Source organism: Catellatospora sp. NPDC049133 (assembly GCF_040648455.1).
Taxonomy (GTDB): domain Bacteria; phylum Actinomycetota; class Actinomycetes; order Mycobacteriales; family Micromonosporaceae; genus Catellatospora; species Catellatospora aurea.
Map to the genome: position 1 here is coordinate 23391 of NZ_JBEZDT010000009.1, position 25266 is coordinate 48656.

Annotated in this window: 23 protein-coding genes and 1 pseudogene; 19 read left to right on the forward strand and 5 right to left on the reverse strand. The window is 72.4% G+C overall.

Going from position 1 to position 25266, the window contains the following annotated elements:
- Nucleotides 1–92 precede the first annotated feature (92 nt).
- From AB0B35_RS12125 to AB0B35_RS12140, 4 genes and pseudogenes are all read left to right on the forward strand, one after another.
- Nucleotides 93–347 carry a hypothetical protein gene (locus tag AB0B35_RS12125; protein WP_361043993.1) on the forward strand — a complete coding sequence of 85 codons (255 nt, stop codon included), beginning with the start codon at nt 93–95 and terminating at the stop codon, nt 345–347.
- Nucleotides 348–422: 75 nt separating this feature from the next.
- Complete coding sequence (locus tag AB0B35_RS12130) at nt 423–608, forward strand: hypothetical protein (protein ID WP_361043996.1); 186 nt, start codon at nt 423–425, stop codon at nt 606–608.
- A 13-nt stretch (nt 609–621) separates the two neighbouring features.
- Nucleotides 622–831: pseudogene (locus tag AB0B35_RS12135) on the forward strand (flavin reductase); the annotation flags it as partial.
- Nucleotides 832–1187: 356 nt separating this feature from the next.
- Nucleotides 1188–1820: a TetR/AcrR family transcriptional regulator C-terminal domain-containing protein gene (locus AB0B35_RS12140; protein WP_361044460.1), complete on the forward strand. Its 633-nt coding sequence runs from the start codon at nt 1188–1190 to the stop codon at nt 1818–1820.
- Nucleotides 1821–1856: 36 nt separating this feature from the next.
- On the opposite strand, the gene AB0B35_RS12145 is transcribed toward AB0B35_RS12140, so the two are convergent.
- The gene (locus tag AB0B35_RS12145) at nt 1857–2681 is read right to left on the reverse strand and encodes a class I SAM-dependent methyltransferase (protein WP_361043998.1); all 825 of its coding nucleotides are present in this window, start codon (nt 2679–2681) and stop codon (nt 1857–1859) included.
- 108 nt (nt 2682–2789) lie between these two features.
- Between AB0B35_RS12145 and AB0B35_RS12150 the strand changes: the two genes are divergently transcribed.
- From AB0B35_RS12150 to AB0B35_RS12165, 4 genes are all read left to right on the forward strand, one after another.
- On the forward strand, nt 2790–3497 hold the full coding sequence (locus AB0B35_RS12150; RefSeq protein WP_361044001.1) for a helix-turn-helix domain-containing protein: 708 nt from the start codon (nt 2790–2792) through the stop codon (nt 3495–3497).
- 158 nt (nt 3498–3655) lie between these two features.
- Nucleotides 3656–4876 (forward strand): extracellular solute-binding protein, encoded by a 1221-nt coding sequence (locus AB0B35_RS12155; protein ID WP_361044003.1) that lies wholly within the window; start codon nt 3656–3658, stop codon nt 4874–4876.
- Nucleotides 4869–5957, forward strand: a complete 1089-nt coding sequence (locus AB0B35_RS12160; RefSeq protein ID WP_361044006.1) for a sugar ABC transporter permease — start codon at nt 4869–4871, stop codon at nt 5955–5957. The genes AB0B35_RS12155 and AB0B35_RS12160 overlap by 8 nt, the downstream gene beginning before the upstream one ends.
- A complete protein-coding gene (locus tag AB0B35_RS12165; RefSeq protein ID WP_361044009.1) occupies nt 5954–6811 on the forward strand; it encodes a carbohydrate ABC transporter permease in 858 nt (285 codons plus the stop codon). Before AB0B35_RS12160 ends, AB0B35_RS12165 begins: the two co-directional genes overlap by 4 nt.
- 42 nt (nt 6812–6853) lie before the next feature.
- Here AB0B35_RS12165 and AB0B35_RS12170 read toward each other — a convergent pair whose 3' ends face one another.
- Nucleotides 6854–7435, reverse strand: coding sequence for a DUF4937 domain-containing protein (locus AB0B35_RS12170; protein ID WP_361044011.1), 582 nt, complete (start codon nt 7433–7435; stop codon nt 6854–6856).
- Nucleotides 7436–7549: 114 nt separating this feature from the next.
- On the opposite strand from AB0B35_RS12170, the gene AB0B35_RS12175 reads away from it, so the two are divergent.
- The 4 genes from AB0B35_RS12175 to AB0B35_RS12190 all read left to right on the forward strand — a co-directional run bounded on the left by AB0B35_RS12175 (nt 7550) and on the right by AB0B35_RS12190 (nt 12220).
- Nucleotides 7550–8113: a GNAT family N-acetyltransferase gene (locus AB0B35_RS12175; protein WP_361044014.1), complete on the forward strand. Its 564-nt coding sequence runs from the start codon at nt 7550–7552 to the stop codon at nt 8111–8113.
- Nucleotides 8114–8161: 48 nt separating this feature from the next.
- Nucleotides 8162–9682 (forward strand): DUF4419 domain-containing protein, encoded by a 1521-nt coding sequence (locus AB0B35_RS12180; protein ID WP_361044016.1) that lies wholly within the window; start codon nt 8162–8164, stop codon nt 9680–9682.
- A gap of 62 nt (nt 9683–9744) precedes the next feature.
- Nucleotides 9745–11289: a DUF4419 domain-containing protein gene (locus tag AB0B35_RS12185; protein ID WP_361044018.1), complete on the forward strand. Its 1545-nt coding sequence runs from the start codon at nt 9745–9747 to the stop codon at nt 11287–11289.
- A 10-nt stretch (nt 11290–11299) separates the two neighbouring features.
- Nucleotides 11300–12220 carry a cation diffusion facilitator family transporter gene (locus AB0B35_RS12190; RefSeq protein WP_361044020.1) on the forward strand — a complete coding sequence of 307 codons (921 nt, stop codon included), beginning with the start codon at nt 11300–11302 and terminating at the stop codon, nt 12218–12220.
- A gap of 78 nt (nt 12221–12298) precedes the next feature.
- Here AB0B35_RS12190 and AB0B35_RS12195 read toward each other — a convergent pair whose 3' ends face one another.
- On the reverse strand, nt 12299–13777 hold the full coding sequence (locus AB0B35_RS12195) for a fused MFS/spermidine synthase (protein ID WP_361044463.1): 1479 nt from the start codon (nt 13775–13777) through the stop codon (nt 12299–12301).
- Between the two features lie 172 nt (nt 13778–13949).
- On the opposite strand from AB0B35_RS12195, the gene AB0B35_RS12200 reads away from it, so the two are divergent.
- Nucleotides 13950–15542, forward strand: coding sequence for a GNAT family N-acetyltransferase (locus AB0B35_RS12200; RefSeq protein ID WP_361044023.1), 1593 nt, complete (start codon nt 13950–13952; stop codon nt 15540–15542).
- Between the two features lie 37 nt (nt 15543–15579).
- On the opposite strand, the gene AB0B35_RS12205 is transcribed toward AB0B35_RS12200, so the two are convergent.
- Nucleotides 15580–16428 carry a septum formation family protein gene (locus AB0B35_RS12205; protein ID WP_361044026.1) on the reverse strand — a complete coding sequence of 283 codons (849 nt, stop codon included), beginning with the start codon at nt 16426–16428 and terminating at the stop codon, nt 15580–15582.
- Between the two features lie 272 nt (nt 16429–16700).
- On the opposite strand from AB0B35_RS12205, the gene AB0B35_RS12210 reads away from it, so the two are divergent.
- The gene (locus tag AB0B35_RS12210; RefSeq protein WP_361044028.1) at nt 16701–19235 is read left to right on the forward strand and encodes a Dyp-type peroxidase; all 2535 of its coding nucleotides are present in this window, start codon (nt 16701–16703) and stop codon (nt 19233–19235) included.
- Nucleotides 19232–19717 (forward strand): cupredoxin domain-containing protein, encoded by a 486-nt coding sequence (locus tag AB0B35_RS12215; protein ID WP_361044030.1) that lies wholly within the window; start codon nt 19232–19234, stop codon nt 19715–19717. Before AB0B35_RS12210 ends, AB0B35_RS12215 begins: the two co-directional genes overlap by 4 nt.
- Nucleotides 19718–19779: 62 nt before the next feature.
- Here AB0B35_RS12215 and AB0B35_RS12220 read toward each other — a convergent pair whose 3' ends face one another.
- Nucleotides 19780–20733 carry a DMT family transporter gene (locus tag AB0B35_RS12220; RefSeq protein ID WP_361044033.1) on the reverse strand — a complete coding sequence of 318 codons (954 nt, stop codon included), beginning with the start codon at nt 20731–20733 and terminating at the stop codon, nt 19780–19782.
- A gap of 43 nt (nt 20734–20776) precedes the next feature.
- Between AB0B35_RS12220 and AB0B35_RS12225 the strand changes: the two genes are divergently transcribed.
- The 4 genes from AB0B35_RS12225 to AB0B35_RS12240 all read left to right on the forward strand — a co-directional run bounded on the left by AB0B35_RS12225 (nt 20777) and on the right by AB0B35_RS12240 (nt 25266).
- Nucleotides 20777–22165, forward strand: a complete 1389-nt coding sequence (locus AB0B35_RS12225) for a PLP-dependent aminotransferase family protein (protein ID WP_361044036.1) — start codon at nt 20777–20779, stop codon at nt 22163–22165.
- Nucleotides 22166–22259: 94 nt separating this feature from the next.
- On the forward strand, nt 22260–22934 hold the full coding sequence (locus AB0B35_RS12230) for a class I SAM-dependent methyltransferase (protein WP_361044038.1): 675 nt from the start codon (nt 22260–22262) through the stop codon (nt 22932–22934).
- Nucleotides 22935–23038: 104 nt separating this feature from the next.
- Nucleotides 23039–23941 carry a PHB depolymerase family esterase gene (locus AB0B35_RS12235; RefSeq protein WP_361044041.1) on the forward strand — a complete coding sequence of 301 codons (903 nt, stop codon included), beginning with the start codon at nt 23039–23041 and terminating at the stop codon, nt 23939–23941.
- Nucleotides 23942–24081: 140 nt separating this feature from the next.
- A complete protein-coding gene (locus AB0B35_RS12240; protein WP_361044044.1) occupies nt 24082–25266 on the forward strand; it encodes an FIST N-terminal domain-containing protein in 1185 nt (394 codons plus the stop codon).

Sequence of the window (25266 nt, forward strand, 5' to 3'; positions counted from 1 at the left end):
CCCCAAGGGTTGACGGACCAAACAGGACGATGAAAAGGTACTAACCATTCTGATGTCACAGTGTGTTGATCACCAGTCGACGAGGAGTCGTCATGAGCAGCCCCGCCGACATGGCTCACGAGATGCAGACGGTGTTACGCGCCCTCGAAAACGCCCGCGTGCTAGTCGCCGGGCTGGACCAGGCTGACGCCGCCCGCAAACTCGTCGGCCAAGTCGCCTACTCGCCGCTACGAACCCTGCTCGAGCACGCCGAACATGCCGCCGCCCGCGTCATCGCTCAACTCGGTGCACAGACACCCTCAGCGCTGGAGCACCCCTGCGTCAGCAGGGACGGCGGCCCGCTATAGGAGCCGGTGCCGGGACGGCCCGTGGCTCGCATCCCACCCGTCCCGGCACCTCACACCCCTTGGAGCAGACAGCGCATGCACGCTCTGGACGCCATCGCCGGGCTGATCGTCGGCTTCCTCACCGGGCTACTCGCACGACCCCGGCGAGCCGAACACCACTCCGGCGTGCCTATCACCTGGTGCGGCAACTGCGGCCAGCCGACCTCGGCCTTGTGCCACGAGCACAAGCAGCAGGCCGCGAAATTTCACCGCGACAGATGAACGGACACACCCGATGTCGATGCACCAACCGATCCGGCCCGACTGGACCTGCACCGGCTGTGGAACCGCCTGGCCATGTGTGACCCGCAAGCGGCAACTGATCGCGCAGTACCACAACGCTCCGGTCTCGCTGATGGTCTACCTATCGGGCTTCTTCCTGGAAGCCTGCCAGGACCTGCACCTGGCTGCCGCAGGCAGGCTGCACCAGCGCTTTCTCGGCTGGCCAGCACTCATCCCTGCCGAACACTGGCGCAGGTCAGGCCTGCCTCTGGCCGAAGAACGCCGCGATCCGGCGCTGCCAGGCCTGCATGACTCGGGGAGGGCGGGCAGGCGAGTGGTTCCACCTGCGGTTCAGCGAGGCATGGGCCACCCCGGCACTGGGGCGACGAGTGTGGCTGTGGACCGCCTCGCCCTGGTGCCCGCCCGCCCGCTCGGAGTGCGCCGGCACTCCAGGAATGCGGTGTGTCGCCCGGTGCAGCAGGCCGCGCGACGAGTGCTCGTTTGCCATCTTCATCCCGCTCTCTCTATCAGTGATAGGGAGACTCTAGCACTGATAGAGTGCCGCTGGGAGGTACCGAATTGGCGCTGGACCGACAGCGGATCGTCACCGAGGCCGTCGCCCTGCTCGACGCCGACGGTCTCGACGGCGTGACGACTCGCAAACTCGCCGCGCGGCTGGGTGTGCAGTCGCCGACCCTCTATTGGCACGTGCCCAATAAAGCCGCCCTGCTCACGGCGATCGCCGACGCGATCCTCGACCAGGAGTTCGGCGGCATGTCCCCGCCCGAACCGGATCAACCCTGGCAGGACTGGCTGAGCCGGCTGGCCGAGCGGCTGCGCACGGCCTTGCTCGCCCACAAGGACGGCGCCCGGGTCGTCTCGGCCTCCCAGCTCTCTCGCACCATGTCGGCGATCTCCGAGCTGGCGATGAGCACCCTGGTCGCGCGCGGCATCCCGTTGCGGCAGGCGCGCGTGATCGTCCTGACCGTCGAGCGCTTCACGGTCGGCCACGTCCTCGAAGAGCAGGCCCCCCGCCCGGACGCGGACGCGCTGAAGGATTTCGACATGGCCGCCTTCGCCGAGCGGTACCCGACCGTGGTCGCCGCGGTCACCGAGTACTTCGAACCCGGCCGCACCGTGGACGACCTGTTCCGCGACTGCCTGGAGGTGGTCATCGAGGGCGCTGCGGTCAAGGCCGGGATCACCGCCTGACCGACCGTCCGCTCGAAGACCACCTCCCGGTCCGGGTCAGGCCGCCCGGTGAGCGGTGTAGAGCAGGTACTCCCAGTCCATCGCGCCCCAGCCGAGGTCGTTGCGCCGACCCAGCTCGGCCAGCTCCTCGTCCAGGGCGGCGACCTTGTCCGGCTGGTCGGCGATGTTGCGGTACACCGCGATGGTCGGGCCGTAGCAGGCCTTGAAGAAGTCGCGGAACTCCTCCGCGTCGGCGAACCGGTCCACCCGGACCGTGCGGCGCTCGGCGACGACGTCGGTGACCCGGTCGCCGAACAGCGCGGCGACGTGCTCCTCACTCCCCCACAGCGGCGGCGGCTGCGCCCCGGGCGGCGGCGGTGCGGCGTACGGCTTCATCACGGCGAACATCTGCCCGATGAAACCCTGCGGAGTCCAGTTGGCCAGGGCGATCGTCCCGCCCGGACGGCACACCCGGACCAGCTCGTCGGCGGCCTCCTGGTGGTGCGGGGCGAACATGACGCCGACGCTGGACATGACGACGTCGAACTCGCCGTCGCCGTACGGCAGCGCCTCGGCGTCGCCCTGCTCCCAGCTCAGTTTCGCGCCGCGCTGCTCGGCGACCTGGCGGCCGGCGTCGAACAGCTCCGGGGTCAGGTCGCTGGCGACGACGTCGGCCCCGGCCAGCGCGGCGGGGATCGCCGCGTTGCCGGATCCGGCGCCGACGTCGAGCACCCGTACGCCGGGTCCGGCGCCGCTCGCCTTCGCGAGCACGGTGCCGAGTTCGGGGATGACCTCGCTGGCGACCGCCGGGTAGTCACCCAGCGCCCACATCGCTCGGTGCTTGGACTTGAGCGCGCGATCGGCGTCGCTCGGTGCGGTCATGGTGGTGCTCCTGTTCGTGTGTTGGTGACTTCACGCTAGGAAGGGTGACCGATGTCCGACCAGTACAGGATCTGTACCGGGCTCCGTCCACGCCCTACGGTGGCGGTCATGGGAGCGTCGTATCGCCAGTTCTGTCCGGTGGCCAAGGCCATGGAGCTGCTCGACGAGCGCTGGACGCTGCTGGTCGTCCGGGAGCTGGTGGCGGGTAGCCGACACTTCAACGAGCTGCGCCGGGGCCTGCCGCGCATGTCGCCGACGCTGCTGTCCAAGCGGCTGCAGCAGCTGGTCGCGGCCGGGGTCGTGGAGCGGCGGCCGAGCGACACCGAGGTGCAGTATCTGCTGACCCCGGCCGGGCGGGAGCTGGAGCCGATCGTGGTGGCGCTGGGCGCGTGGGGGGTGCGCTGGATCGGCGAGCTGGGCGACCAGGATCTCGATCCGAAGCTGCTGCTGTGGGACATGCGCCGCCACGTCGACCGGGCGGCCACGCCGGGCGGGCGCACGGTGCTGCGGTTCGCGTTCCACGACGTGGCGCGGCCGCTGCGGGACTGGTGGCTGGTGATCACGCCGGAGGACGTCGATGTCTGCGACGACGACCCGGGGCACGAGGTCGCGGTGACGGTGACCGCGAGTTTGCGCGGGATGATCCGGGTATGGCTGGGCGAGCAGTCGTGGGCTGACGGGCTGCGCCGGGGCGATCTGGCGATCGAGGGTCCGCAGGCGTTGCGGCGGGCGCTGCCGTCGTGGTTCCGGACGAATGTGTTCGCGACCGTGCCGCGCCCGGAACCGGTTCCGGACCTGGTGGGTGCGCGGGCCTGACCCGGGCCAGCCGCGTAACGGCCATATCCTCAGGTCACGGCCGCGCCACGGGTGCCGGTCGGGCGATTGCGCACACGCCGGTGGCTGGTAAAGCCCGGCAGCCATGATCACACACTACCCTTAACTCCGGCATAGCGGGCAAAAGGGCGGGGCGGTCGATGGTACGAGCAGGGCTGCGCGCCTTCGCCGCGGCGTGCCTGCTCGCGCTGGCCGCGTGCGGGGCCGCGCCCGGCCCGGTCCCCCAGCGAACCGGGCCCGCCGACCTGCAGATCCTCATCGGCTCCTCCGGGACCGCGGAGACGAAGGCCGTCACCGACGCCGCCGCGGCGTGGGCGGCGGCCAGCGGCAACACGGTGACCGTGATCCCCGCCCAGGACCTCGACCAGCAGCTCGGCCAGGCGTTCGCGGGCTCGTCGCCGCCGGACGTGTTCTACGTCGACGCGGCCCGCTTCGCCGACTTCGCCAGCGTCGGCGCGCTCGAACCGTACGCCGACGGGCTGGCGGCGGCGCGCGACTTCTATCCGACGCTGCGGCAGGCGTTCACCTACCAGGGGCGCTTCTACTGCGCGCCGAAGGACTTCGCGACCCTCGCTCTGCAGGTCAACGAGGAGCTGTGGGCGCGGGCCGGGCTGACGGCCGCCGACGTGCCCCGCGACTGGGCGCAGCTGACCGCGGTCGCCGAGCGCATCGCGGCCCGGGGCATCACCCCGCTGGCGCTCGGCGACACCGTGGAGCGCATCGGGGCGTTCCTGGTCCAGGCCGGCGGCTGGCTGATCAGCCCCGACGGGACCAAGGCCACCGCCGACAGCCCGCAGAACGCCGCCGCGCTGACGTACGTGCAGCAGCTGCTGCGGGCCGGGCTCGCCCGCTATCCGAGCGCGCTGGACACCGGCTGGGCCGGGGAGGCGTTCGGCCGGGGCCTGGCCGCGATGGCGATCGAGGGCAACTGGATCAAGGGCGCGCTGGCCGGGGACTACCCGGACGTGCGGTACACGGTGCACGCGCTGCCGGCCGGGCCCGCCGGTGAGGGGACGCTGTCGTTCACGACGTGCTGGGGCATCTCCGCGCGGACGCCGTACCGCAGCCAGGCCGTCGCGTTCGTCGAGGCGATGACGGCCGTGGACCAGCAGCTCGCCTTCGCCTCCGCGTACGGCGTCATGCCTTCGGTCGTCACCGCCCGCGACCGCTACCTGCAGGCCTTTCCCGCCGACCGGGCGTTCCTCGACGGCGCGGACCACGCCCAGGGCCCGGTCAACGCGCCGAAGATGGGCAACGTCCTGTCCGACTTCGACACCCAGCTGCAGCGCCTGGCCGTGGCCGACCCGCAGGCGATCCTGCGACGGTTGCAGCGCAACATGACGGCGGCGCTGCGTGGCTGAGCTCACCCGCCGCCGCAGCGGCATCCGGGGCAACGAGGCGGCCGCCGGGTGGCTGTTCGTCGCGCCTGCGGTGCTGATCCTGGGCCTGTTCCTGGTGCTGCCGATCGGCATGGCGCTGTGGGTCAGCGTCAGCGGCTGGAACGGCCAGGGCAGCCCGTTCGCGCCCGGGGTGCCTTACGTCGGGGCGCAGAACTACGCCAGCCTGTTCACCGAAGACGGGCTGACCCGCGAGAACTTCATGATCAGTATCCGGAACAACCTGTACTACGTCGCCGTCGCGGTGCCCGCGCAGACCCTGCTGGCCCTGGCCCTGGCCCTGGTCGTCAACCAGCGCTTCCTCAAGGGCACGTCGTTCTTCCGCACCGCGTTCTACTTCCCGTCGGTCACCAGCTCGGTGGCGATCAGCGTGGTGTTCCTGTTCCTGTTCGCCAACTCCGGCGCGGTCAACGCGTTGCTGGCCATGTTCGGCATCACCGGCCCGGCCTGGTTCGCCGACCCGCGTGGCCTGCTGCACCTGCTACTCGGCGGGGTCGGGCTGGTCGACATCGACAACCCGCCCGCCGCGCTCACCGGCGGCGGACCGTTCGGGCTGTCCTGGTGGGAGTGGCTGGCCGGGCCCAGCGTCGCCATGTCCACGATCATCATGCTGGTCGTCTGGACCACCAGCGGCACCTTCATGCTGATCTTCCTCGCCGCGCTGCAGGACGTGCCCGTGCAGGTCGAGGAGGCGAGCCTGATCGACGGCGCGAACGCCTGGCAGCGGCTGCGCCACGTCACCCTGCCGATGCTCAAACCGGCCCTGTTCCTGGTGGTCACCCTCGGGCTGATCGGCACCTGGCAGGTCTTCGACCAGATCTACGTGATGAGCCAGGGCAAACCCGCCAACACCACGCTCACCCCCGCCTACCTGTCCTACCGCACCGCGTTCAGCGATTTCGAGTACGGCGTCGGCGCGGCGATCTCCTTCGTACTGTTCCTGATCATCGTGGTGATGACGCTGCTCCAGCGCTGGATCATGCGCGACCGCGACGAGCCCCGGCCGCGCCGCCGGTGGTGGCCGCGCCGCGGGAGCACGTCGTGAACCCGCCGGGCCGGGCCCAGGGGTTGCGGGCGCTGCTGGGGACCTTCCTCGGGTACGCCGTGCTCGTGTTCTTCGCGCTGGTGTTCCTGTATCCGTTCGTCATCCAGACCGCGAACTCGTTCAAGACCGAGGCCGACGCCGCCGCGCACCCGCTGTCGCCGGTGCCCGACCCGTTCACCACCGCGGCGTTCACGAAGATCTTCGACAGCACCGCGTTCCCGCTGTGGATCGGCAACTCGATCCTGGTCACCCTGCTGATCACGGTCGGGCGGGTGTTCCTGGACTCGCTGGCCGGATACGCCCTGGCCCGGCTCAGCTTCCGGGGCCGCGGGGCGATCACCGCGATGATCGTGGCGGTGATGGCGGTGCCGGGCGTGGTGCTGCTCATCCCGAAGTTCCTCGTCCTGAACCAGCTCGGCGTCTACAACACGTACACCGCGCTGGTGCTGCCGCTGCTCGTCGACGCCGCCGGGGTGTTCATCATGCGGCAGTTCTTCCTGTCCGTGCCGCCTAGCCTGGAGGAAGCCGCCCGGATGGACGGCGCGGGCGTGTTCCGGACCTACTGGTCGATCATCCTGCCGATGGCGCGGCCCGCGCTGATCACGCTGACCATCCTGTCGTTCCAGGCGTCCTGGAACGAATTCCCGCACACGGTCGTCGCGGTGCAGAGCCCTCAGCTGTTCACCCTGCCGCGCGGCATCGCGAACCTGGTCAGCGGGTCGCTGGGCGCGGGGACCCAGTATCCGCTGAAGCTCGGCGCGGCCCTGCTGGCCACCATCCCCGTCGCGATCATCTTCGTGATCTTCCAGCGGTACTTCGTCCGCGGGGCGGCCGAGGGCGCCAGCAAGGAGTGAAGCCGCTGTGCAGCCAATGCCGCCGCGCCGCTACAGCTGGTGTCAGGACAGAACCGTCCAGGCCGGTTCCAGCTTTATCACGTCGGCGGTGAACCTGTCGAGGTCGTGCGCGGCCCCGGACCGCTGTCGTAGTGCCAGGAAGCGTTCGCCGAGCAATCGCTCGTGACCTGCCGCCGACCGCCACAGTGTCAGCACCAGGAACTCGGACTCGTCGCGCTTGGCCAACACTCCGCAGAGCATGCCGGGCGCGCCGATCATGGCGCGATTCCAGACTTCAGCCGGGTGAACGCGGCAATGCGCGAGGCGCACCACAGAGGCGTCGGCGAAGCCGGCGGGAAACGGTCCGCCGACATCGCACCGCCGTTCGAAGACATCCGCCGTGATCTCGTTATACGTGCCTGCTTGTGCGGGCGCCATGCGATCGTGTTCCGCAGCCATGAACTCTTCGTAGCTGCGACGGTCGGCCCAGCAACCGAAGACATGTGCCAGACCGGGCTCGCGACGGCCCCAGCCGCCGCCCTGACCCAGGAATCCCGGCACGCCGCGCAACCCGGCCCAGGCTCGCTGGCCGCGATCGAACGCTGCCCGGTCGGCGACACGACACATGATCCATTTGAGCAACACGAGTGAATGCTAGGGATCCACGACCGATCTCCATGCCCGCAACGTCTTGGCCGTGCCCTGAGCTGCCGGGGAAAGCCGTTGGGCTGGCCGACCCGTTTCAGGCATGATCACCTCGTGGACACCTACCTGGAGACCGAGCGCCTGACCCTGCGCCATTTCACCGCCGATGACGCGGACCTGCTGATCGAGCTGGACAGCGACCCGGCGGTGATGCGCTACCTGACCGGCGGCATTCCGACCGCGCCGGAGGTCGTCCGCGAGCGCCACATCCCGAACATCCTTGCCGGCTACGAGAAGTGGGGCGGCGATCTCGGGCTGTTCGCCGCACACGAGAATGACGGCGGCGCGTTCATCGGCTGGTTCATCCTGCGCCCTCTGGCGGAGGGCCCACTGGACGAAGTCGAACTCGGCTACCGCCTGCGGCAGGCCGCCTGGGGCAGGGGTTATGCCACCGAGGGCGCACGGGCCCTGCTCGGCAAGGCGTTCACGGAACTCGGAGTGCGCATGGTCTGGGCTCGGACGATGTCGGTGAACAACGGTTCGCGCAACATCATGGAGAAGCTCGCGATGAGGCTAGTGGGCACCGTCCCCACTCCCCCGGACATGGCGGCGATCGAGGGCTCCGAGCAAGGCAGCGTACGGTACGAGATCACCAAGGAGCAGTGGGAGCGGCCGTAGCAACGGCGGCGTCCCACACGCACCGTCGCGTGGCGCTACAGTCCCCGCGTGATCACGTTTGCTGTCGACGACGTCACGCCCGCCGCCGAGCCGCTGCCCACCGAGCCGGCGTGCGGGCTGTGCCCGGACGCGCTGGCATTCGGCGGCGACCCCGCCCGGCCGCTGCTGGCGCCAGACGGGGTGCACCCACTGCTCAGCGCGATAGCCCACGCGTTCATGGACCACCGCCCACTGGCGCTGTCGCCCGACGCGGTCTGGCTGACGATCGCCGCAGGTGTCGCCCAGCACATCCGGTTGCACGCCGACGAGCTGCGCCCGCAGCTGGTCCGCCACGCCGGGCGCAAGATCATGAAAGTCGACCACGGCGGGCCGATGCCCACCGACGCGGACTCGTGGCAGCATCTCGTCGAGCAGTGGAGCAAGCTGCTCGGCGGTGAGATCGCCGACGCGGCCCTGTTCGCGTGCGACTTCTCCACCAGCACGGACGTCGAGCGCACCGCCGGACGGATCGTGCTGCTCGACGCGTACTCCCCGTACTTCGTCTACTGGTTGACGTGCATCTGCGGCATCCCGTCGATCACGCTGACCGGCACCGTCGAGGACTGGCAGAGGATCCGGGCCCGGGTCGACGCGATCGCCGGGTACGGGCTGGAGAAGTGGTGCCTTTCGCTGCGCCCGATCCTCGACCAGTTCGTCCGGGCCGCGTCCGGCGATGTCGACACCGTGTTCTGGCAGGCCGTCTACAACCCGGTGTACGCGTACGGCGGCAACGTCATCACCGGCTGGGCCACCCGCTTCTTCCCGTACCTCGCGGGCGACGCGCCGAACCCGATGCTCGACCTGCCGATCGACGAGCCGCGCGGCCGGCCCGGGGAGGACTACGACGGGCCTGGCATCACCAGCCGCACCGTGCCGGCCGCGCTGTCGCGGCTGACCATCCGGGTCAACGACCGGGTCACGGGCGACAACCGAGCGGTCGCCCTGCACGCCGGGCTGGTCGGCGTCGCGCAGGACGCCGAGGGTGCGCTGTCGCCGGTCGCCGGCTGGCATCTCGTCCCTGCGACCATCGAGATCGACCACGTGGTCGACCGCATCATCCGCGACCACGAAACGACGCCGCCGGCAGAGGTCAACCGGGAGGCCACGGACAGGGAGATCATCACCCTGTACGGCCGCATCGGCTCGGCGTCGCTGTTCGGCGGCGCTTGGCGGCTGCTCCCGGCCGTCCCGACCTGGACGATGCTGAATTTCAACGAGATGGCTCTGATGGCGGAGCACGACGCGTACCTGCTAAAGGTGTTCGACCTGGCCGACGGCCGTTGCATCGCAGCGATGCTGGAGCTGACCGGGGACAAAGTGGTGGCCTGGGTATGCTGCCGGGCCACCTCCCTGCCGGACTCCGACGGCCTGGCGGTCCCGGCCCGCACCCTGCTCGACGATCCCTCGGACGTGCCCGTGTACGGCAGCTCGCTGGCCATGCTGCTGGAAGCCGCCTTGGAAACCGGCGGCGACATCTCTCACCTGGAGACCGGCCGGCTCGACCACCTGCTCGCACAACGGAACGGCTAGCCGAGCGCCGGCACCGTCGTGAAGGGTCACGCGCACGGCGTCCTGCCACTACAGTGCCCCGCGTGGTCACCTTCGCCGTCGATGACGTCACGCCCGCCGCCGGGCCGCTGCCCACCCGGCCGCTCGGGGAGCTGTATCCCGATGCGCTGGCGATCGGCGGCGACCCGGACCTGCCTGTGCTCGCCGACCAGGACGGGAGCGGGCAAGCCGTGGTGCTCAACGGCGTGCACCCGCTGCTCGGCGCGATCGGCCGGGCGTTCGTCGACCACCGGCCGCTGGTGCTGTCCCCTGACGCGGTGTGGATCACCATCGCGCAGGGCGTCGCGCAGCACATCCGGCTGAACGCCGAGGAGCTGCGGCCTCGGCTGGTCGGCCACTCCGGCAGGACGAACCTCACGGTGTACACCGACGGGGCCATGCCGACCGACGCGGGCTCGTGGCGCGACATCGTGGACCTGCTGGCCAAGCAGCTCGACGCCGAGATCACCGGGGCGGACCTGTTCGAGTGCGACTTCTCCACCAGCACCGACGTCGAGCGTATGGTCGGGCGGGTCATCCTGCTCGACGCGTATTCGCCGTACTTCGCGTGCTGGCTGATCTGCGTCTGCGGCATCCCGTCGATCACGCTGACCGGCACCGTCGAGGACTGGCGGCGCATCCGTGCCCGGGTCGACGCGGTCGCCGATTACGGCCTGGAGAACTGGTGCCGGTCGCTGCGGCCGATCCTCGACCAGTTCGCTCGGGCCGCCGCCGGTGACGTCGACACGGCGTTCTGGCAGCGCATCTACAATCCGGCCGACACCTATGGCGTGGAGATAATCACGGGTTGGGCGACGCGTTTCTACCCGTACCTGGAGGCGGACGGCAAGGTCGACGTGCCGAACCGGATGCTGGACCTGCCGATCGACGAGCCGCGCGGGCGGCCGGTGAAGAACCCCGATCCGTGGGCCCGCTACGACGGGCCGGGCATCCCCAGCAGCATGGTCCCGGCGACGCTGGCGAAGGCGATCGTCAACGTCAACGACCAGGTCACCGGTGAGAACCGGGCGGTGGCCCTGCACGCGGGCCTGGTGGGCATCGCCCAGGACGCCGACGGCTCGCTGCGCCCGGTCGCGGGCTGGCACCTCACGCCCACGACCGTCCCGATCGACGACGTCATCGACCGCATGGTCCGCGGCCACGACACGACCCCGCCGGAGCCGGTCAGGTTCGAGGACGCCACCGAGGAGTTGGTCGCGCTGTACAGCCGGGTGGGTTCGGCGTCGCTGTGCGGCGGCGCTCTGCGGCTGCTGCCACGCGACGAGCATGTGGAGGTGTACGGGCTGATGGGCGGAGTGCTGCTCAAGATCGGCGAGCTGGCCGACGGCCGGAGCCTCGCCGCCGTGATCCGGAGCATGACCATGGACTGGACCGCGTGCCGCATCGAGGCGAACGAGCGGGCGAACCCCGGATACCCGGCACAGGGACGCCTGCTGGACGCGCCTGCCGACGCACCCGTGTACGGCACCTCGCTGGCGATGCTGCTGGAGGCGGCGATGGACTCCGATGGCGACATCGCGCACCTGGAAGTCGGCCGGCTCAGTGGAATGATCCGCACCGACGACTAGCGTGTGAGCCATGGGCTCGGGACACGGCCACAGCCACGCGGTCACCGCGACCGGGCGGCATCGCCGGGCGCTCGCCGCGGTGCTGGCCATCTCCCTGGTCATCTTCGTGATCGAGGTCGTCGGCGCGGTGGTCACCGGCAGCCTCGCGCTGCTGGCCGACGCCGGTCACGTGCTCGCCGACGCGGGCGGAGTCGCGCTGGCGCTGGGCGCGGCGGTGCTGGCGGCCCGGCCGCCGACCGAGCGGCGCACCTGGGGCTGGGCCCGCGCGGAGGTGCTCGCGGCGGCGATCAACGGCCTGGTGCTGGCGGGCATGGGCGTGTACGTGCTCATCGAGGGTGTACGGCGGCTGTTCGTGCCCGCCGAGGTGCACCCGGGCGGGATGGCGCTGTTCGCCGTGATCGGCCTGATCGGCAACGCGATCGGCATCGCGATCCTGTACCGGGTCCGCGACGCGAGCCTCAACATGCGCGGGGCGTTCCTGGAGGTCGCCACGGACACCGCGACCTCGGTCGGGGTCCTCGTCGCCGCCGCGGTCATCGCCTGGACCGGATACACCCAGGCCGACGCGATCGTGTCCATCGTGATCGGGCTGGTCATCGTGCCGCGGGCGCTGAAGCTGCTGCGCTCGGCCGCCGACGTGCTGCTGCAGGCCGTCCCGGCCGGTATCGACGTGAACGAGATCCGCGCCCACATCACCGGCCTGGACCACGTCGTGGGCGTGCACGACCTGCACGTGTACACGGTCACCTCGGGGCTGCCGGTGCTGACCGCGCACGTGGTGGTGGAGGCCGAATGCTTCTCCGACGGCCACGCGCCGCAACTGCTCGACGCGCTGCAACTGTGCATCAGCGGGCACTTCGACGTCGTGCACTCCACGTTCCAGCTCGAACCGCCCGGCCACGTCGGCCACGAGCACGAGACCCACGCCTGAGCCGCGGACGCCCGGCAGGGCCGTCCAGCGGCGGTTCGCGTGATCGCGGCGCGGTCGGGCGTGCCGCCGTCGGTGTCGTCAGGACACGCGGACCAGCATCTGGTCCACCGGTGCGAAGTCGTCGGTGAGGACCGCGGCGTCCCCGGTGAACCCGGCCAGCTCCGGGCCGGTGATCACCGCGACGGGTTCCTGCAGCATCGCCAGCCGGGCCGCGATCGCCTGCACCGGCAGCGGCCGGGCCGAGGCGACGACGACGAAGTTGGCGCCTTCACGGCCGTCGAGCGCGCCACGCGGGGCGATCAGGGCCACGTGCGGGAAGACCGCCGCGACGGTGGCGACCTCGGCGCGGATGAAGCGGGTCGGCGGGCCGTCGATGACGTTCTGCGCGTACACCCCGTCCGGGCCGGTCACCCGGCGGACCTGCGCCATCATCTCGCGGGTGGTGAGGTGCCACGGCACCGCGAGGTCGCCGAACGCGTCGCCGACGATCAGGTCCGCGGAGGCGTCGGGCAGGTCGGCGAGCAGCATCCGGGCGTCGCCGACCACGGCCTTCAGGTCGGGGCCGGGGCGCAGGCCGAGGCGCTGTTCGGCCAGCTCGACCAGGCCGCCGTCGATCTCGAAAACGGTGCTGCGGCTGCCGGGCCGGGTGGCGGCGAGGTAGCGGGGCACGGTGAAGCCGCCGCCGCCCAGGTGCACCGCGTCGACCGCCTGCCCGCGGGGGGCGGCCAGGTCGGCGACGACGCCGATCCACTGGGTGTACGCGTACTCCAGGCGGGTCGGGTCGTTCAGGTCCACGTAGGAGTGCTCGGCGGCGTTGAGGTGCAGCACCCGTCCGGCCGGGCGCAGCGGGTCCACGGTGACCTGGGCGCAGTGGTATGCCGTCTCCACGTCGCACGGGTCGGGCGCGAGCACCGACAGGCCGGTGCCGGTGGCCAGCAGCGCCGCGACGGCGACCCGGGTGGGCATGCGGGACGCGGTCGCGTCCGGATCTCGCCGGACGCGGCGCAGGTAGACCCCGAGTCCGAGCCCGGCGAGCGCCAGCAGCACCGCCGCCGCGATCATGATGACGCTGGTGGGCAGTGCGGCCACCAGGACGAACCCGGTGACCAGGGTCGCCGTCACGGCGCCGAGGGTGCCCACTCCGGACAGCCGGCCCACCACCCGGCCGGTCTGCTCCAGGTCGCCGAGCTGGAGCTTGACCACCATCGGCGGCACCGCGGACAGCAGCATGATCGGCACGAACACGGTCACGGCGGTGAGCGCCAGGACCACGGTGACCTCGGTGCCGCGCAGCACCTCGCCGAGCCAGCGGACCACCGGCAGGGTGCCCGCGACGGCCAGCGCCGCCAGGCCCAGCAGCGGGGCGAGCACGCTGCGCGGGTCATAGCGGTCGGCGTGCCAGCCGCCCAGCCATGCGCCGTACGCGATCGCGCCGAGCGAGACGCCGATGACGGCGCTGGTGACCTGAAGGCTGAGGCCGAGGTAGGGCGCGACCAGGCGCAGGGACACCGTTTCGAGCACCAGCACGATGCCGCTGGCGAAGAAGACCAGGAACATGGCGAGCCGGTCGGGCAGCCGGGCAGGTGTCACATCATCCGTCACCGTCGCGATGTTACGGGCTGCTCGCGGCTGTGCCGGTGAGTCCGCCGCCCCGCGTCGGCTTCGGGGCACCCGGTGGGCGCGGTGTCCACATCGGCACGGATGGGCCAACGGGCGGTATCCTGCCCGGATGCCGGACGCCCTGACATACAAGATCGCCGATTCTGCGGCGGAGGAGCGGGGTATCCACCGGCTCAACCACCGCACGTTCGCCGGGGAGATCCCCCAGCACGCGGCGAACCCGCAGGGCCTGCTGGTCGACCGTTTCCACGCGGAGAACACCTACGCCGTGTGCCTGGACGGCGACGAGGTGGTCGGCATGGTCTGCGGGCGCACCGCGCGGCCGTTCTCCCTGGACGGCAAGCTCGCCGGACTGGACGGGCACCTGCCGCCCGGGCGCACACCGGTGGAGGTGCGGCTGCTGGCCGTCGACCCCCGCTACCGGCGGGGCACGATCCTGCCCCGGCTGCTGGCCATGATCGCGGAGCATTTCGCGGCCCGCGGCTGCGACCTGGCCGTGCTGTCGGGCACGACGCGGGCGCTGGAGATGTACCGGCGCATGGGCTGCGTCCCGTTCGGTCCGCTCACCGGCGAGCCGGGCGCCCAGTTCCAGCCGATGTACCTGACCATCGAGGACGGCCGCCGCCAGACCTGGACCGGGTTGCCCGGGGCGTCCGGGCAGGTGGAGAACCTGCTGCCGGGGCCGGTGTCGGTCGCGCCCGAGGTCGCCGCCGCGTTCGCGCGCCCGCCGGCCTACCACCGCTCCCCCGAGCACCAGGCCGTCGTGGACGCGCTGCACCGCCGCCTGGCGTCGTTCGTGGGCGTACGCCACGCGCAGCTGCTGCTCGGCTCGGGCACCGTCGCCAATGACGCCGTCGCCGCCCAGCTGCGACTACTCGACCGGCCCGGGGTGGTGCTGGCGTTCGGCGAGTTCGGGCAGCGGCTGGCCGACCACGCCGCCCGTGCCGGACTCGACCACGAGGTCCTCGCCGGGCCGTGGGGCGCGCCGCTGCCCTGGCCCGCGATCGAGCGCGCCGTCGCCGCGCTGCCCGCGGGCGGCTGGCTGTGGACGGTCCACTGCGAGACCTCGACCGGACAGCTGCTCGACCTGCCCCGGCTGACGCGGCTGTGCGCGGACGCCGGGGTGCGGCTGTGCGTGGACGCGATCAGCTCGGTCGGAACTCTGCCGGTGGACCTGTCGGGGGCCTACCTGGCCACCGGCACCAGCGGCAAGGCGCTCGGCGGGTACCCCGGGCTGTCGATGGTGTTCCTGCGGGAGCTGCCCCGGCCGTCGCCCGGGTCGATCCCCCGCTACCTGGACCTGGGCTGCTACGCCGAGGCCGGCGGGATCGCGTACACCCAGTCGTCGAACCTGGTCGCGGCCCTGGACACGGCGCTGGCGGTGACCGACTGGCCGGACCGGTACGCCCGCCTGGCCCGCGCCGCGAGGTGGCTGGACGGGCGGCTGCGCCGCCTCGGGCTGGCCGTCGTCGCCGCTCGCGAGGAGGCCGCGCCGGGCATCGTCACGATCGCGCTGCCCGGCCCGCTCCCGGCCGCCGAGGTCGGCGCGCGGCTGGAGCGGGCCGGTTACCTGCTCGCGTACCAGAGCGGCTACCTGCGCGAGCGCAACTGGCTGCAGATCAGCCTGATGGGCCGCTCGACCTGGCCCGCGCTGCGCGGCCTGGTGGCGGCGCTGGCCGCCGCGACGGGCCGCACCGGCTGACGGGCCACGTCAGCCGGCCGAGGCAGCGGACGCCGGTTCACCAGGGCACGCCCACACCCTTGGTGTTCTTGGCCGAGCCCGTCATCTTCTTCGGCGCGAAGTAGGCACAGCAGCGCACGTCGCGCAGCCCTGGCCAGGCCTCCCAGGACCGCATCGGCTGGCTGTGCACGGTGACCTGCTCGGTGCGGACCCCGACGAACGCGGCCACGACCTTGCGACACGCGTCGCGGATCGGGTACGGGCCACGCACCCGCGGAAACGGCGTCCCCACCGGCATGACGACCGCGCCCGCGAACTCCGCCTCGTGCGGCGTGGCGCAGTCCACGTCGGACAGCGCCATGTCGTCGCCGCTTCCCAGCACCTGCGCACAGGTGAAACGCACGTCGGCGGGCAGGCCGTGGGCCAGTGTGCTGTCGAGCTTCTTGAAAGGGTCCCCGATGAGCAGGCACTCCCACCAGCGCTCACCGCTGCGCGCGGCCGCCGGCGACGGTCGCTCCACCTTGATCTCCAGTCGGCCGTTGCGCCAGTCCTCCTTGAGGAACGCCCGCGCCATCCCGTCACACGTGGTGTAGGCGGCGGCCAGCACCTCGTCGGTGACCCCGTCGGCGTCGAAGGCACCGCCGACGACGATCTGGGCGTCATGCCTGTCGTCACAGTCCCGCATGAGCGCAGGGGTACGCACGGCGTACGGCTGGCCGTAGGGCACATCCAGGCATGAACCGATCTCCGTCACGTACTTGCCCGCGGGACTCCGCGACGCCTCGACGGACGGCGCACCGGCCGAGGGCGGCGGGCCGCCGGTGACCGTCGGCGTCTCGGCCGAACATCCCGCGAGCGACGACACGGCGACCACCATGACCACGGCGGCCAGATGCGATCTCTTCATAGGTGACCCTTCGGCTGGGCGACAGGCGATCCGAACGGGCGCACCGGCGATCGGCAACCGGACTTCATGGTCGAAACCTCCCCCGTGGACCAGACGAACCATGAATGGGACGTCCGGTGCCGGGCCGCGGTTGTCCGACCGGCCGGAGGATGTGCGGCCATCGCCCGCCACCGATGCCGAGAAGTCCGGCACACCCGGGAACCGGACGCCGCCGAGCGCCGACCAACGCTGACCGAGCCGCGCCACCGGCCGCGCTCGGCGAAGCTGCGGTGATGGGGAGGATTGTGGACATCTCGGTGAAGGCGTCGCGGCCGCGCTGGCTGCTCGCGGTGATCGCCGGTGTGGTGGCGGCGCTGCTGCCGTCGGGCGGGGCGTGGGCGCACGAGGTGGGCGGGGTCGGCGCGACCAATTTCGCCACCACCCTGTCGGCGCTGTCGCCCGCCGTGCCCGGGGTCAGCCTGGCCGTGGTCGAGAACGGCTCCCGCCTCGAACTGCGCAACACCACCGGCCGCGAGGTCGTCGTACGCGGCTACAGCGACGAGCCGTACGCCCGGATCGGCCCGGACGGCGTCTGGGTCAACGACAGTTCCCCCGCCACCTATCTCAACGCCGACCGGTTCGCGAGCACGACCGTGCCCGCCGACGCCGACCCGGCCGCCCCGCCGCGCTGGCGCAAGATCTCCGACGAGACCGTGCACCGCTGGCACGACCACCGCATCCACTGGATGCTGACCACCCTGCCCACCGCCGTCGCCGCCGCGCCGACAGCGCCGCACCGGATCTCCGACTGGCACGTCGACCTCGACTACGACGGCACGGTCCTGTCCGCGACCGGCTCCCTCGACTGGGTCCCCGGCCCTTCCCCCACGCCGTGGTACCTGCTCACCGCCGTGTCGGCGCTGCTGGTCGTCGGCGCGGTGTTCACCCGCCGCGCTCACGCGCTGGTCGCGGCGGCGCTCGGTGCGCTGATCGCCTTGGACGTGCTGCACGCCGCGGGCATCGCGCTGGTCACCACGGGCAACGTGCCCGAACGGCTCAGCGCGTTCCTCGGCGACGGCCTGACCGGGCTGCTCATCTGGCCGTTCGGGCTGGTCGCGGCCGTGCTGATCGCCCGGAAGGCGACGTTCCTCGGGTTCGTGGCGATGGGTGTCGGCGGGCTGCTGTCGTCGATGATGGCGCTCGACGACGCCCCGGTGTGGTGGCGCTCGTCGGCCCCGTCGGCGCTGCCCGCCGACCTGAACCGCGCGGGTGTCGCCCTGGTCGTCGGCCTGGGCGCGGGCCTGCTCGTGGCGGGCCCGCTGCTGTGGCGGCGGTTCAAGCCCGCATCCCACCACACCGCTTCCGCCGTGGCGTCGGCCGACGCACCGGCGGATTCAGCGCCCACCGAACCTGTCGAAGCCGACCACGTTCCGAAGTCTGTCGCATCCGCCGAGGCCGAAGGCAAGGCAGGTCACGATCAGCCACCCCCGGTGGTGCTCGGAGCCCGCGCCGCTCGGGCCGCGGCCGTCACCGCGCCCGCTGACGCCGCTGCGCCCGGAGACGCCCCGGAGACCGGGCAGGCCGAGGCCGGCACGGTGGGTCGCCGTGGTTTCGCGGGCACGCTGGCCGCGGGCGGGGTCGGCGCGATCCTCGGCGCGGCCGGCGGCATCGTGGCGGGCACGCCGGGCGAACCTGCCGCGCCGCAGGCCGGGTCCCCGGCCGAACCGCTGTCCGGCGTCGGCGCGACCCGGATCGCGTTCCACGGCGAGCGCCAGGCGGGCATCACCACCCCGGCCCGCCCGCAGGCCCGGCTGCGGATCGTCGCGTTCGACCTGGCCGACGGCGTCGACCGGGCCGGGCTGCAGGGCCTGCTGCGGCGCTGGACGCAGGCCGCCGCGCAGCTGAGCCAGGGGCTGCCGCTCGGCGACACCGGCGACGACGTGGTCACCGGCGCGGGCCCGTCGTCGCTGACCGTCACGGTCGGGTTCGGGCCGAGCCTGTTCGGCAAGGCGGGCCTGCCTGCCGCCGCGCGGCCCGGCGAGCTGACGCCGCTGCCCGTGTTCCCCGGCGAGCAGCTGGACGCCACGCACAGCGACGGCGACCTGTGCCTGCTGGTGCACGCCGACGACGCGCTCGTGGCGTTCCGTGCCGCGCGTGCGCTGACCCGCCTGGCGGCACCGCAGGCCCGGGTCCGCTGGCAGCTCGACGGGTTCAACAACAGTCCCGGTGTCACGCCCACGGCCGCGACCGGCCGCAACCTGATGGGCCAGCTCGACGGCACCAACAACCCGCAGCCCACCGATGAGGACTTCACCGCGAAGGTGTACGTCACCGACCCGGCCGCCCCCGGCTGGCTGCGCGGCGGATCGGTGCTGGTGGTACGGCGGATCCGGATGCTGCTAGACGACTGGGACGCCCAGCCCCGCGAGGCGCAGGAGCGGGTCGTCGGCCGGCGCAAGGACACCGGCGCGCCGCTGAGCGGCGGAGCGGAGCGCACCCCGGCGAACTTCGGCACGACCACCGCCGACGGGGCGCTAGCCATTCCCGCCGACGCGCACATCCGCCTGGCCACGCCCGCGTTCAACAACGGCGCGGCGATGCTGCGGCGCGGCTACTCGTACAGCGACGGCGACGCGGCGGGGCTGATCTTCCTGGCCTGGCAGGCCGACCCGCGGCGCGGTTTCATCCCCGTCCAGCAGCGGCTGGCCGGCGCCGACGCCCTCAACCGCTTCATCAGGCACGAGACCAGTGCCCTGTTCGCGATGCCGCACGGCGTCGCCCCCGGCGGCCACCTCGGCCAGGACCTTTTCGGAGACGATCCGGCATGACATCTTCTCCTCTGCTCCCAGCGACGTCGCCCGGTCTGCGTGCCCTCGCCCGCCTGCTGGCGGTGACCGGCATGGTCGCCGCGACGTTCGCGGTGTCGGGGTGTGCGCTGTGGGGCCTGGAAGGCGGCCCTGACGCCGAGGGCGCGGCCACGCCGCCCGCCGCGGCCACCGCCGCGCCCGCGGTGGCCGCCACCCAAGGCCCTGACGGCGTGCAGCGCATCGAGATCACCGTGGACGACGAGCTGCGCCTCACCCCGCAGGTGGTCTCAGCGCGGCCGGGCCGGATCGAGCTGACGTTCCGCAACGTCGGCCTGACCCCGCACGACATCGCCCTGCGCATCCCCACCGCCACGGGCACCGGCAACATCAACGGCAACGCGACCGACACCGTCACCATCGACATCACCCAGCCCGGCACCTACCCCATGCCCTGCCTGTACCACGGCACGTCCGGCATGCGCGGCACCCTCCAGATCCGCTGACCGGCCCGATCTTGACGGTTGGTCGTCGTCAAGGCGACCACACACCGTCGAGATCGGAAGCGTCAGCCCGCCGGGGCCAGGTCCTGCCGGGGCGCTGCGCCGCTGGGTGGGGCGGGGTGGCGCGCCGTGCCGTCCCGGCGGGTGCGGGCGGTGGTCGCGCCGAGGACGAGGCCGCCTGCCACGACGAGTACGCCCAGGATCTGGGTGAGGTCCGGCAGAGCCTGGTCCTGCAGGGAGGAGGCGATCAGGGTGGCGGCGGGGACGACGCCGGTGAACATGCCCGCCCGTTCGACGCCGAGTTTGCGCAGGCCGGTGAACCAGGCCAGGAAGGCGACGACGGTCATCATCACGGCGAGGTAGAGCAGGGTCAGGGTCTCGGTGGTGGTCGGCGGGCGCAGCCGGCCCGCCTCGCCGAGGACCAGGGCCGCCACGGCGAGCATCGGCACGGCCAGGGCGCAGCTCCATGCCGACACCCGTACCGCCCCGAGCCGTGGCAGCACGACGGCGGCGAGCAGGGAGAACATGACCTCGCAGACGAGCGTGCCCAGGGCGGCGAGGGTGCCGGCGGTGTCCGCGGCGCCAGTGCCGTGGACCAGCGCGGTTCCGGCCACGACGATCAGCGCGGCCAGAACGAGGCGGGTGGCGGGGCGCTCACGGCGCAGGAGCGGGCCGGTGAGGGCGAGACCGAGCGGGGCGGCTCCGACGACGGTGCCGACGACGGCCGGGTCGGCGTGTTCGAGCGCGATGAGCAGCAGCGTGTTGAACAGCGCGAGGCCGAACAGGGCGACCCCGGCCAGCACCAGCAGGTCGCGGCGGCCGGGCCGCACGGGGACGCCGCGCAGGCGCGGGGACAGCCGCAGCAGAGCGGCCAGCAGGGCGGCGGCCAGCGCGTACCGCATGGTCTGGCCGGTGAGCATCGGGTAGTCGAGCAGGAGGCGGCTCAGGCTGAACGAGCCGCCGAGGATGATCATGCCGAAGGTGCACAGGGCCGCTCCGGTGAGGCTGTCACGGTTCACGTACCTGACGCTATGGTTCCATTGGTATCCCAGACAGGGCCACTTGCGGCATCGAATCGAGGACCAATTGGCGGTACGCGAAGCGCTGGTCGACCTGGACCGGACCCGCCCCGGCGTCGGCGAGCGGCTGACCGGGGCGCTGCGCGAGGCCATCGCCGGGCGGCGTATCCCGCCGGGCACCCGGCTGCCGTCCAGCCGTGACCTCGCCACCGACCTCGGTGTGTCCCGGGGACTGGTGGTGAGCGCCTACGAGCAACTGGTCGCCGAGGGGCGGCTGACGAGCCGCCGCGGCTCCGGCACCGTCGTCGCGCCCGCCACCGAGGTCGCCGGACCCGCGCACACGCCGCCCGCGCCCGCTCCTGCCGGAGTCGCACCGCTGCGACCGGGGGTGCCGGACCTGGGCATGTTCCCGCGGGCCGCGTGGCGTCGGGCGTACGAGCGGGCGCTGTCCACGGCCCTGGACAGCGACCTGGACTACACCGATCCCGCCGGGGTGCCGCGACTGCGCGCGGAGCTCGCGAGCTATCTCGGCCGGGTCCGGGCGGCCCGGGTGGACGCCGACGCGATCGTGGTCACCACCGGGGCGGCCCAGGCGCTGAGCCTGCTCGGCCGGGTGCTGGCCGCACGCGGCATGCACGAGGTCGGCGTCGAGGACCCGGGCAGCTCCGGCATCCGCGACCACCTGCTCGCGCACGGGCTGCGCCTGCGGCCGGTGCCCGTCGACGAGCGCGGACTGCTGGTGTCCGCGCTGGGCGGGGCGCGGGCGGTGTTCGTGACGCCCGCGCACCAGTTCCCCGTCGGCGTGGTGCTGGCCCCGGAGCGCCGGGCGGAACTGATCGCCTGGGCGCGGCGCACCGGCGGCCTGGTCATCGAGGACGACTACGACGCCGAGTTCCGCTACGACCGCGAACCGGTCGGCTGCCTGCAGGGGCTCGCGCCCGACGTGGTGGCGCTGGTCGGCTCGGCCAGCAAGGCGCTCGCTCCGGGCCTGCGCCGTGGCTGGCTCGCGCCGCCTCCCGGCTGGCTGGCCGCGGTGCGCCAGGCCAAGTGCGACGCCGACATGGGCGGCTCGGCCCTGGAACAGCTGGCCTTCGCCGAGCTGCTCGCGAGCGGCGGCTACGACCGGCACCTGCGCCGTGCGCGCCGCGCCCAGCGGACCCGCCGCGACGCGCTGGTCGGGGCGCTGCGCCGGGACCTGCCGCAGGTGCGGGTGTCGGGCATCGCCGCGGGTCTGCACCTGGTTGCCGAGCTGCCCGCCGGGGTCGACGACCGTGCGCTGGCCACCCGGGCGCGCGAGGCCGGGCTGGGCCCGCTGGCCTTGTCCGACCTGCGCCTGGGCACGGCCGGTCCGCCGGGCCTGGTGCTCGGGTACGCCGCGCGGTCCGCCGACGAGCTGGCGGCCGCGGTGGCGACACTGGCTCGGCTGCTGTAACGACCCTGGCGGCGTGGACTCATAACACATCGGCGTCCATGATCAGCTGGTGGTCCGTGATCGTCTCACCGGGCGGCGGTGGCAATCTGATCGCGTGTCACGCCCGTCCGACCTTGCCGAGCACTGGCAGTCCGTCTACCACCGCACCGCCCCACACCAGGTCAGCTGGTATCAGGCCGAGCCCGCGATGTCACTGCGGCTCGTCGAGTCAGCCGGCCCTGGCCGCTCCGTCATCGACGTCGGAGCCGGCGCCTCCACCCTCGTCGACGCGCTGCTCGAACGCGGCTACACCGACGTGACCGTGCTGGACGTCGTACCGTCCGTGCTCGAGGCCGCCCGACGGCGGGTCGGCGCACGCGCCGGCGCCGCCCACTGGATGAATCGCGATCTGCTCACCTGGGCGCCGCTGCGACACTACGACGTGTGGCACGACCGCGCCGTGTTCCATTTCCTCACCGACCCGGCCGACCGCGACCGCTACCGCCGGGTCGTCGACGCCGCCGTCGCGCCCGGCGGACACATCGTCATCGGCGTGTTCTCCGAGGCCGGCCCGGAGACCTGCTCCGGCCTGCCGGTGGCCCGCTTCAACCAGGACAGCCTGGCGGTGCAGTTCCCCGGCTTCCAGGTGGCGCAGGTCGAGCGCGAGCACCACTACACGCCCGGCGGCGAGTTGCAGCCGTTCCTGTGGCTGCGGCTGGTCCGTACGCCCGGCACCGGCCCGTCGGAGTGGCGGCCCGAGCCCGCGCCGCGGCCCGGACGCCTGTACTGACGTCGCGTGGTCCGCGGGGTGCCCACCCCGCGGACCAGCGGTGTCCCGCCTGGTCCCGACGACGGGACCGTCGTGCTTGGAGGGTGCGAGTTACGCTCGCTGCCATGTCTGAGCTACGCCACGCCATAGCCGTCGTCGCCCTGCTCGCCGCCACCGTGGCCGGCTGCGACGCGGACCCGCCGGGCCCGGCCGAGGCGAACGCCACGGCCGCGGCGTCTCCTGAACCCGTGGAGACGCCCGCCCCCGGCGATCATCGCCTGACCATCCCCTGGAACGGCAACACCCGCTCCTTCGTGGTGCACGCCCCGCCGTCCTACGACGGGGCGAAGCCGCTGCCGCTGGTCGTGGCCATGCACTACTTCCCGGGCGACGCCGACGGCATCGCCGCCACCAGCGGGATGAGCGCCAAGGCCGACCGTGAAGGCTTCCTGGTGCTGTATCCCGAGGGCTTTTCGGGCGGGATGAACGCCCTGTCGTGCTGCGGCTCGGAGGACGACGTCGGCCTGATCAAGAAGCTCGTCGCCCGGCTGGTCGAGCGCTGGCACGCCGACCCCAAGGCGATCTACGCGACCGGCATCTCCAACGGCGGCGACATGGCCTACCGGATCGCCGTCGAGATGCCCGGGGTCTTCGCCGCGATCGCCCCGGTCAGCGGCGGGTTCAGCGGCGGCAGCGCCACCCGGGCCGACTTCCGCCCCACCCGGCCGGTATCGGTGATCACGTTCGTCGGCGGCCAGGACCGCCACGCGGGCGCGTTCGAGTCCGGCGTGACGGCCTGGCAGGAGCGCCTGTCCTGCAAGGCGGCCCCGGCCGCGGGCCCGAAACTGCCCAACGGCGCCACCCGCAGCCTGTCCACCTGCGCCGACGGCAGCGAGGTGGTCGTCTACCGGCTGCCGCAGATGGGCCACAGCTGGCCGGGCGCGCAGCGGGGCTCACTGGCCGACCCGGAGGCCGGGGTGAACGCCACCGACCTGATGTGGGAGTTCTTCCGCACCCACCGGCTCTGAACACGTGGCCCGGTCCCTTCGGGCCGGGCCGCGTCCGCGCACAACCGCACCAGCCGTATCACCAGTCCCGGCCCGCGAGCGGGCGTAGTAGCGTAATTCTGGAGAAAATCGACTAATCGGTGGTGTGGCGGGGAGGTGCGGTGGACGTCTCCGGTGAGCAGGAGCCGGGCAGGCGCTGGATGGGGGTCGGGCGCAGCCACGCGACCGACTCCGGGTCGGCGGCGATCGAGGCCGCGCGCGGCGCGATGACCGGGCCCGAGCCCAAACTGCTGATCGCCTTCGCGGCGATCACCCACGACCCGCAGGCCGTGCTGGCCGGCCTGGCCGAGGCCGCGCCGGGGGTGCCGGTGGTCGGCTGCACGACCCACGGCGAGATCGGGCCGGGCGGCCCGGCCGACGGCACCATCACGGTGGCCGCCCTCGGCGGCGCGGGCTTCCAGATCCGGACCACCGTGGCCACGGACGTCACCGGACGGCAGGGCGACGCGGGGTTCGAGGTGGCCGGCTGCGTCAGCGGCGTGGACCTGCCGCACAAGGTGCTGATGCTGCTCACCGACGGCCTGGTCCGCGACCAGGAAAGCATCGTGCGCGGCTGCTACCGGGCGCTGGGCGCGGGCGTCCCGCTGTTCGGCGGCGCGGCCGCCGACGGCTGGCGGATGAGCGGCGCCTACCTGTTCAAGGACGGCCAGGTGCTGACCGACGCGGTGATCGGCGTCGCCATCGCCTCCGAGGCCCCGCTGGCGGTGGCGGTCAAGCACGGCTGGCGCACCGTCGGCCAGCCGATGATCGTCACGCGCAGCATCGACGGCCGCGTCTACACCCTCGACGACCGGCCCGCGCTCGACGTCTACCTGGAACGGCTCGACGCGCCGCCCGAGGCGTACACCGACCCGGCCGCGTTCACCGAGTTCGCGCTGCCCCGCCCGCTGGGGGTGCAGCGGCGCAGCGGCGTCGAGGCACGCAACCTGTCCACCGAGGTGGACCTGGTCGGCAGGTCGATCGGCGGCGGCGGCGCGATCGACCCGGGCGGGCTGACCTGGGTGATGACCGGCGACGAGCAGTCCATCCTGGAGGCCACCGACGACGCCTGCCGCGAGGCGCTGGCGCGCCTGGAAGGGCACCCGCCGCTGGGCATGCTCACCTTCAGCTGCGCCGCGATCCGCGCGGTGATCGGCGACGACGGCATCCAGCGCGAGGGCGCGCGACTGGACCGCTGGGCCGGGCCGCTGCCCTACGCCGGCTTCTACACCTACGGAGAGATCGCCCGAAACCACGGCATCGACGGGTTCCACAACCAGACCCTCGCCGTGCTGGCGTTGAGCTGA

Coding starts and splice junctions, on each gene's coding strand:
- AB0B35_RS12215 (WP_361044030.1), top strand. CDS start 19,232: ATGACATCTTCTCCTCTGCTCCCAGCGACGTCGCCCGGTCTGCGTGCC.
- AB0B35_RS12145 (WP_361043998.1), bottom strand. CDS start 2,681: ATGACCGCACCGAGCGACGCCGATCGCGCGCTCAAGTCCAAGCACCGA.
- AB0B35_RS12155 (WP_361044003.1), top strand. CDS start 3,656: ATGGTACGAGCAGGGCTGCGCGCCTTCGCCGCGGCGTGCCTGCTCGCG.
- AB0B35_RS12130 (WP_361043996.1), top strand. CDS start 423: ATGCACGCTCTGGACGCCATCGCCGGGCTGATCGTCGGCTTCCTCACC.
- AB0B35_RS12125 (WP_361043993.1), top strand. CDS start 93: ATGAGCAGCCCCGCCGACATGGCTCACGAGATGCAGACGGTGTTACGC.
- AB0B35_RS12195 (WP_361044463.1), bottom strand. CDS start 13,777: ATGTTCCTGGTCTTCTTCGCCAGCGGCATCGTGCTGGTGCTCGAAACG.
- AB0B35_RS12190 (WP_361044020.1), top strand. CDS start 11,300: ATGGGCTCGGGACACGGCCACAGCCACGCGGTCACCGCGACCGGGCGG.
- AB0B35_RS12235 (WP_361044041.1), top strand. CDS start 23,039: ATGTCTGAGCTACGCCACGCCATAGCCGTCGTCGCCCTGCTCGCCGCC.
- AB0B35_RS12205 (WP_361044026.1), bottom strand. CDS start 16,428: ATGAAGAGATCGCATCTGGCCGCCGTGGTCATGGTGGTCGCCGTGTCG.
- AB0B35_RS12210 (WP_361044028.1), top strand. CDS start 16,701: ATGGGGAGGATTGTGGACATCTCGGTGAAGGCGTCGCGGCCGCGCTGG.
- AB0B35_RS12200 (WP_361044023.1), top strand. CDS start 13,950: ATGCCGGACGCCCTGACATACAAGATCGCCGATTCTGCGGCGGAGGAG.
- AB0B35_RS12150 (WP_361044001.1), top strand. CDS start 2,790: ATGGGAGCGTCGTATCGCCAGTTCTGTCCGGTGGCCAAGGCCATGGAG.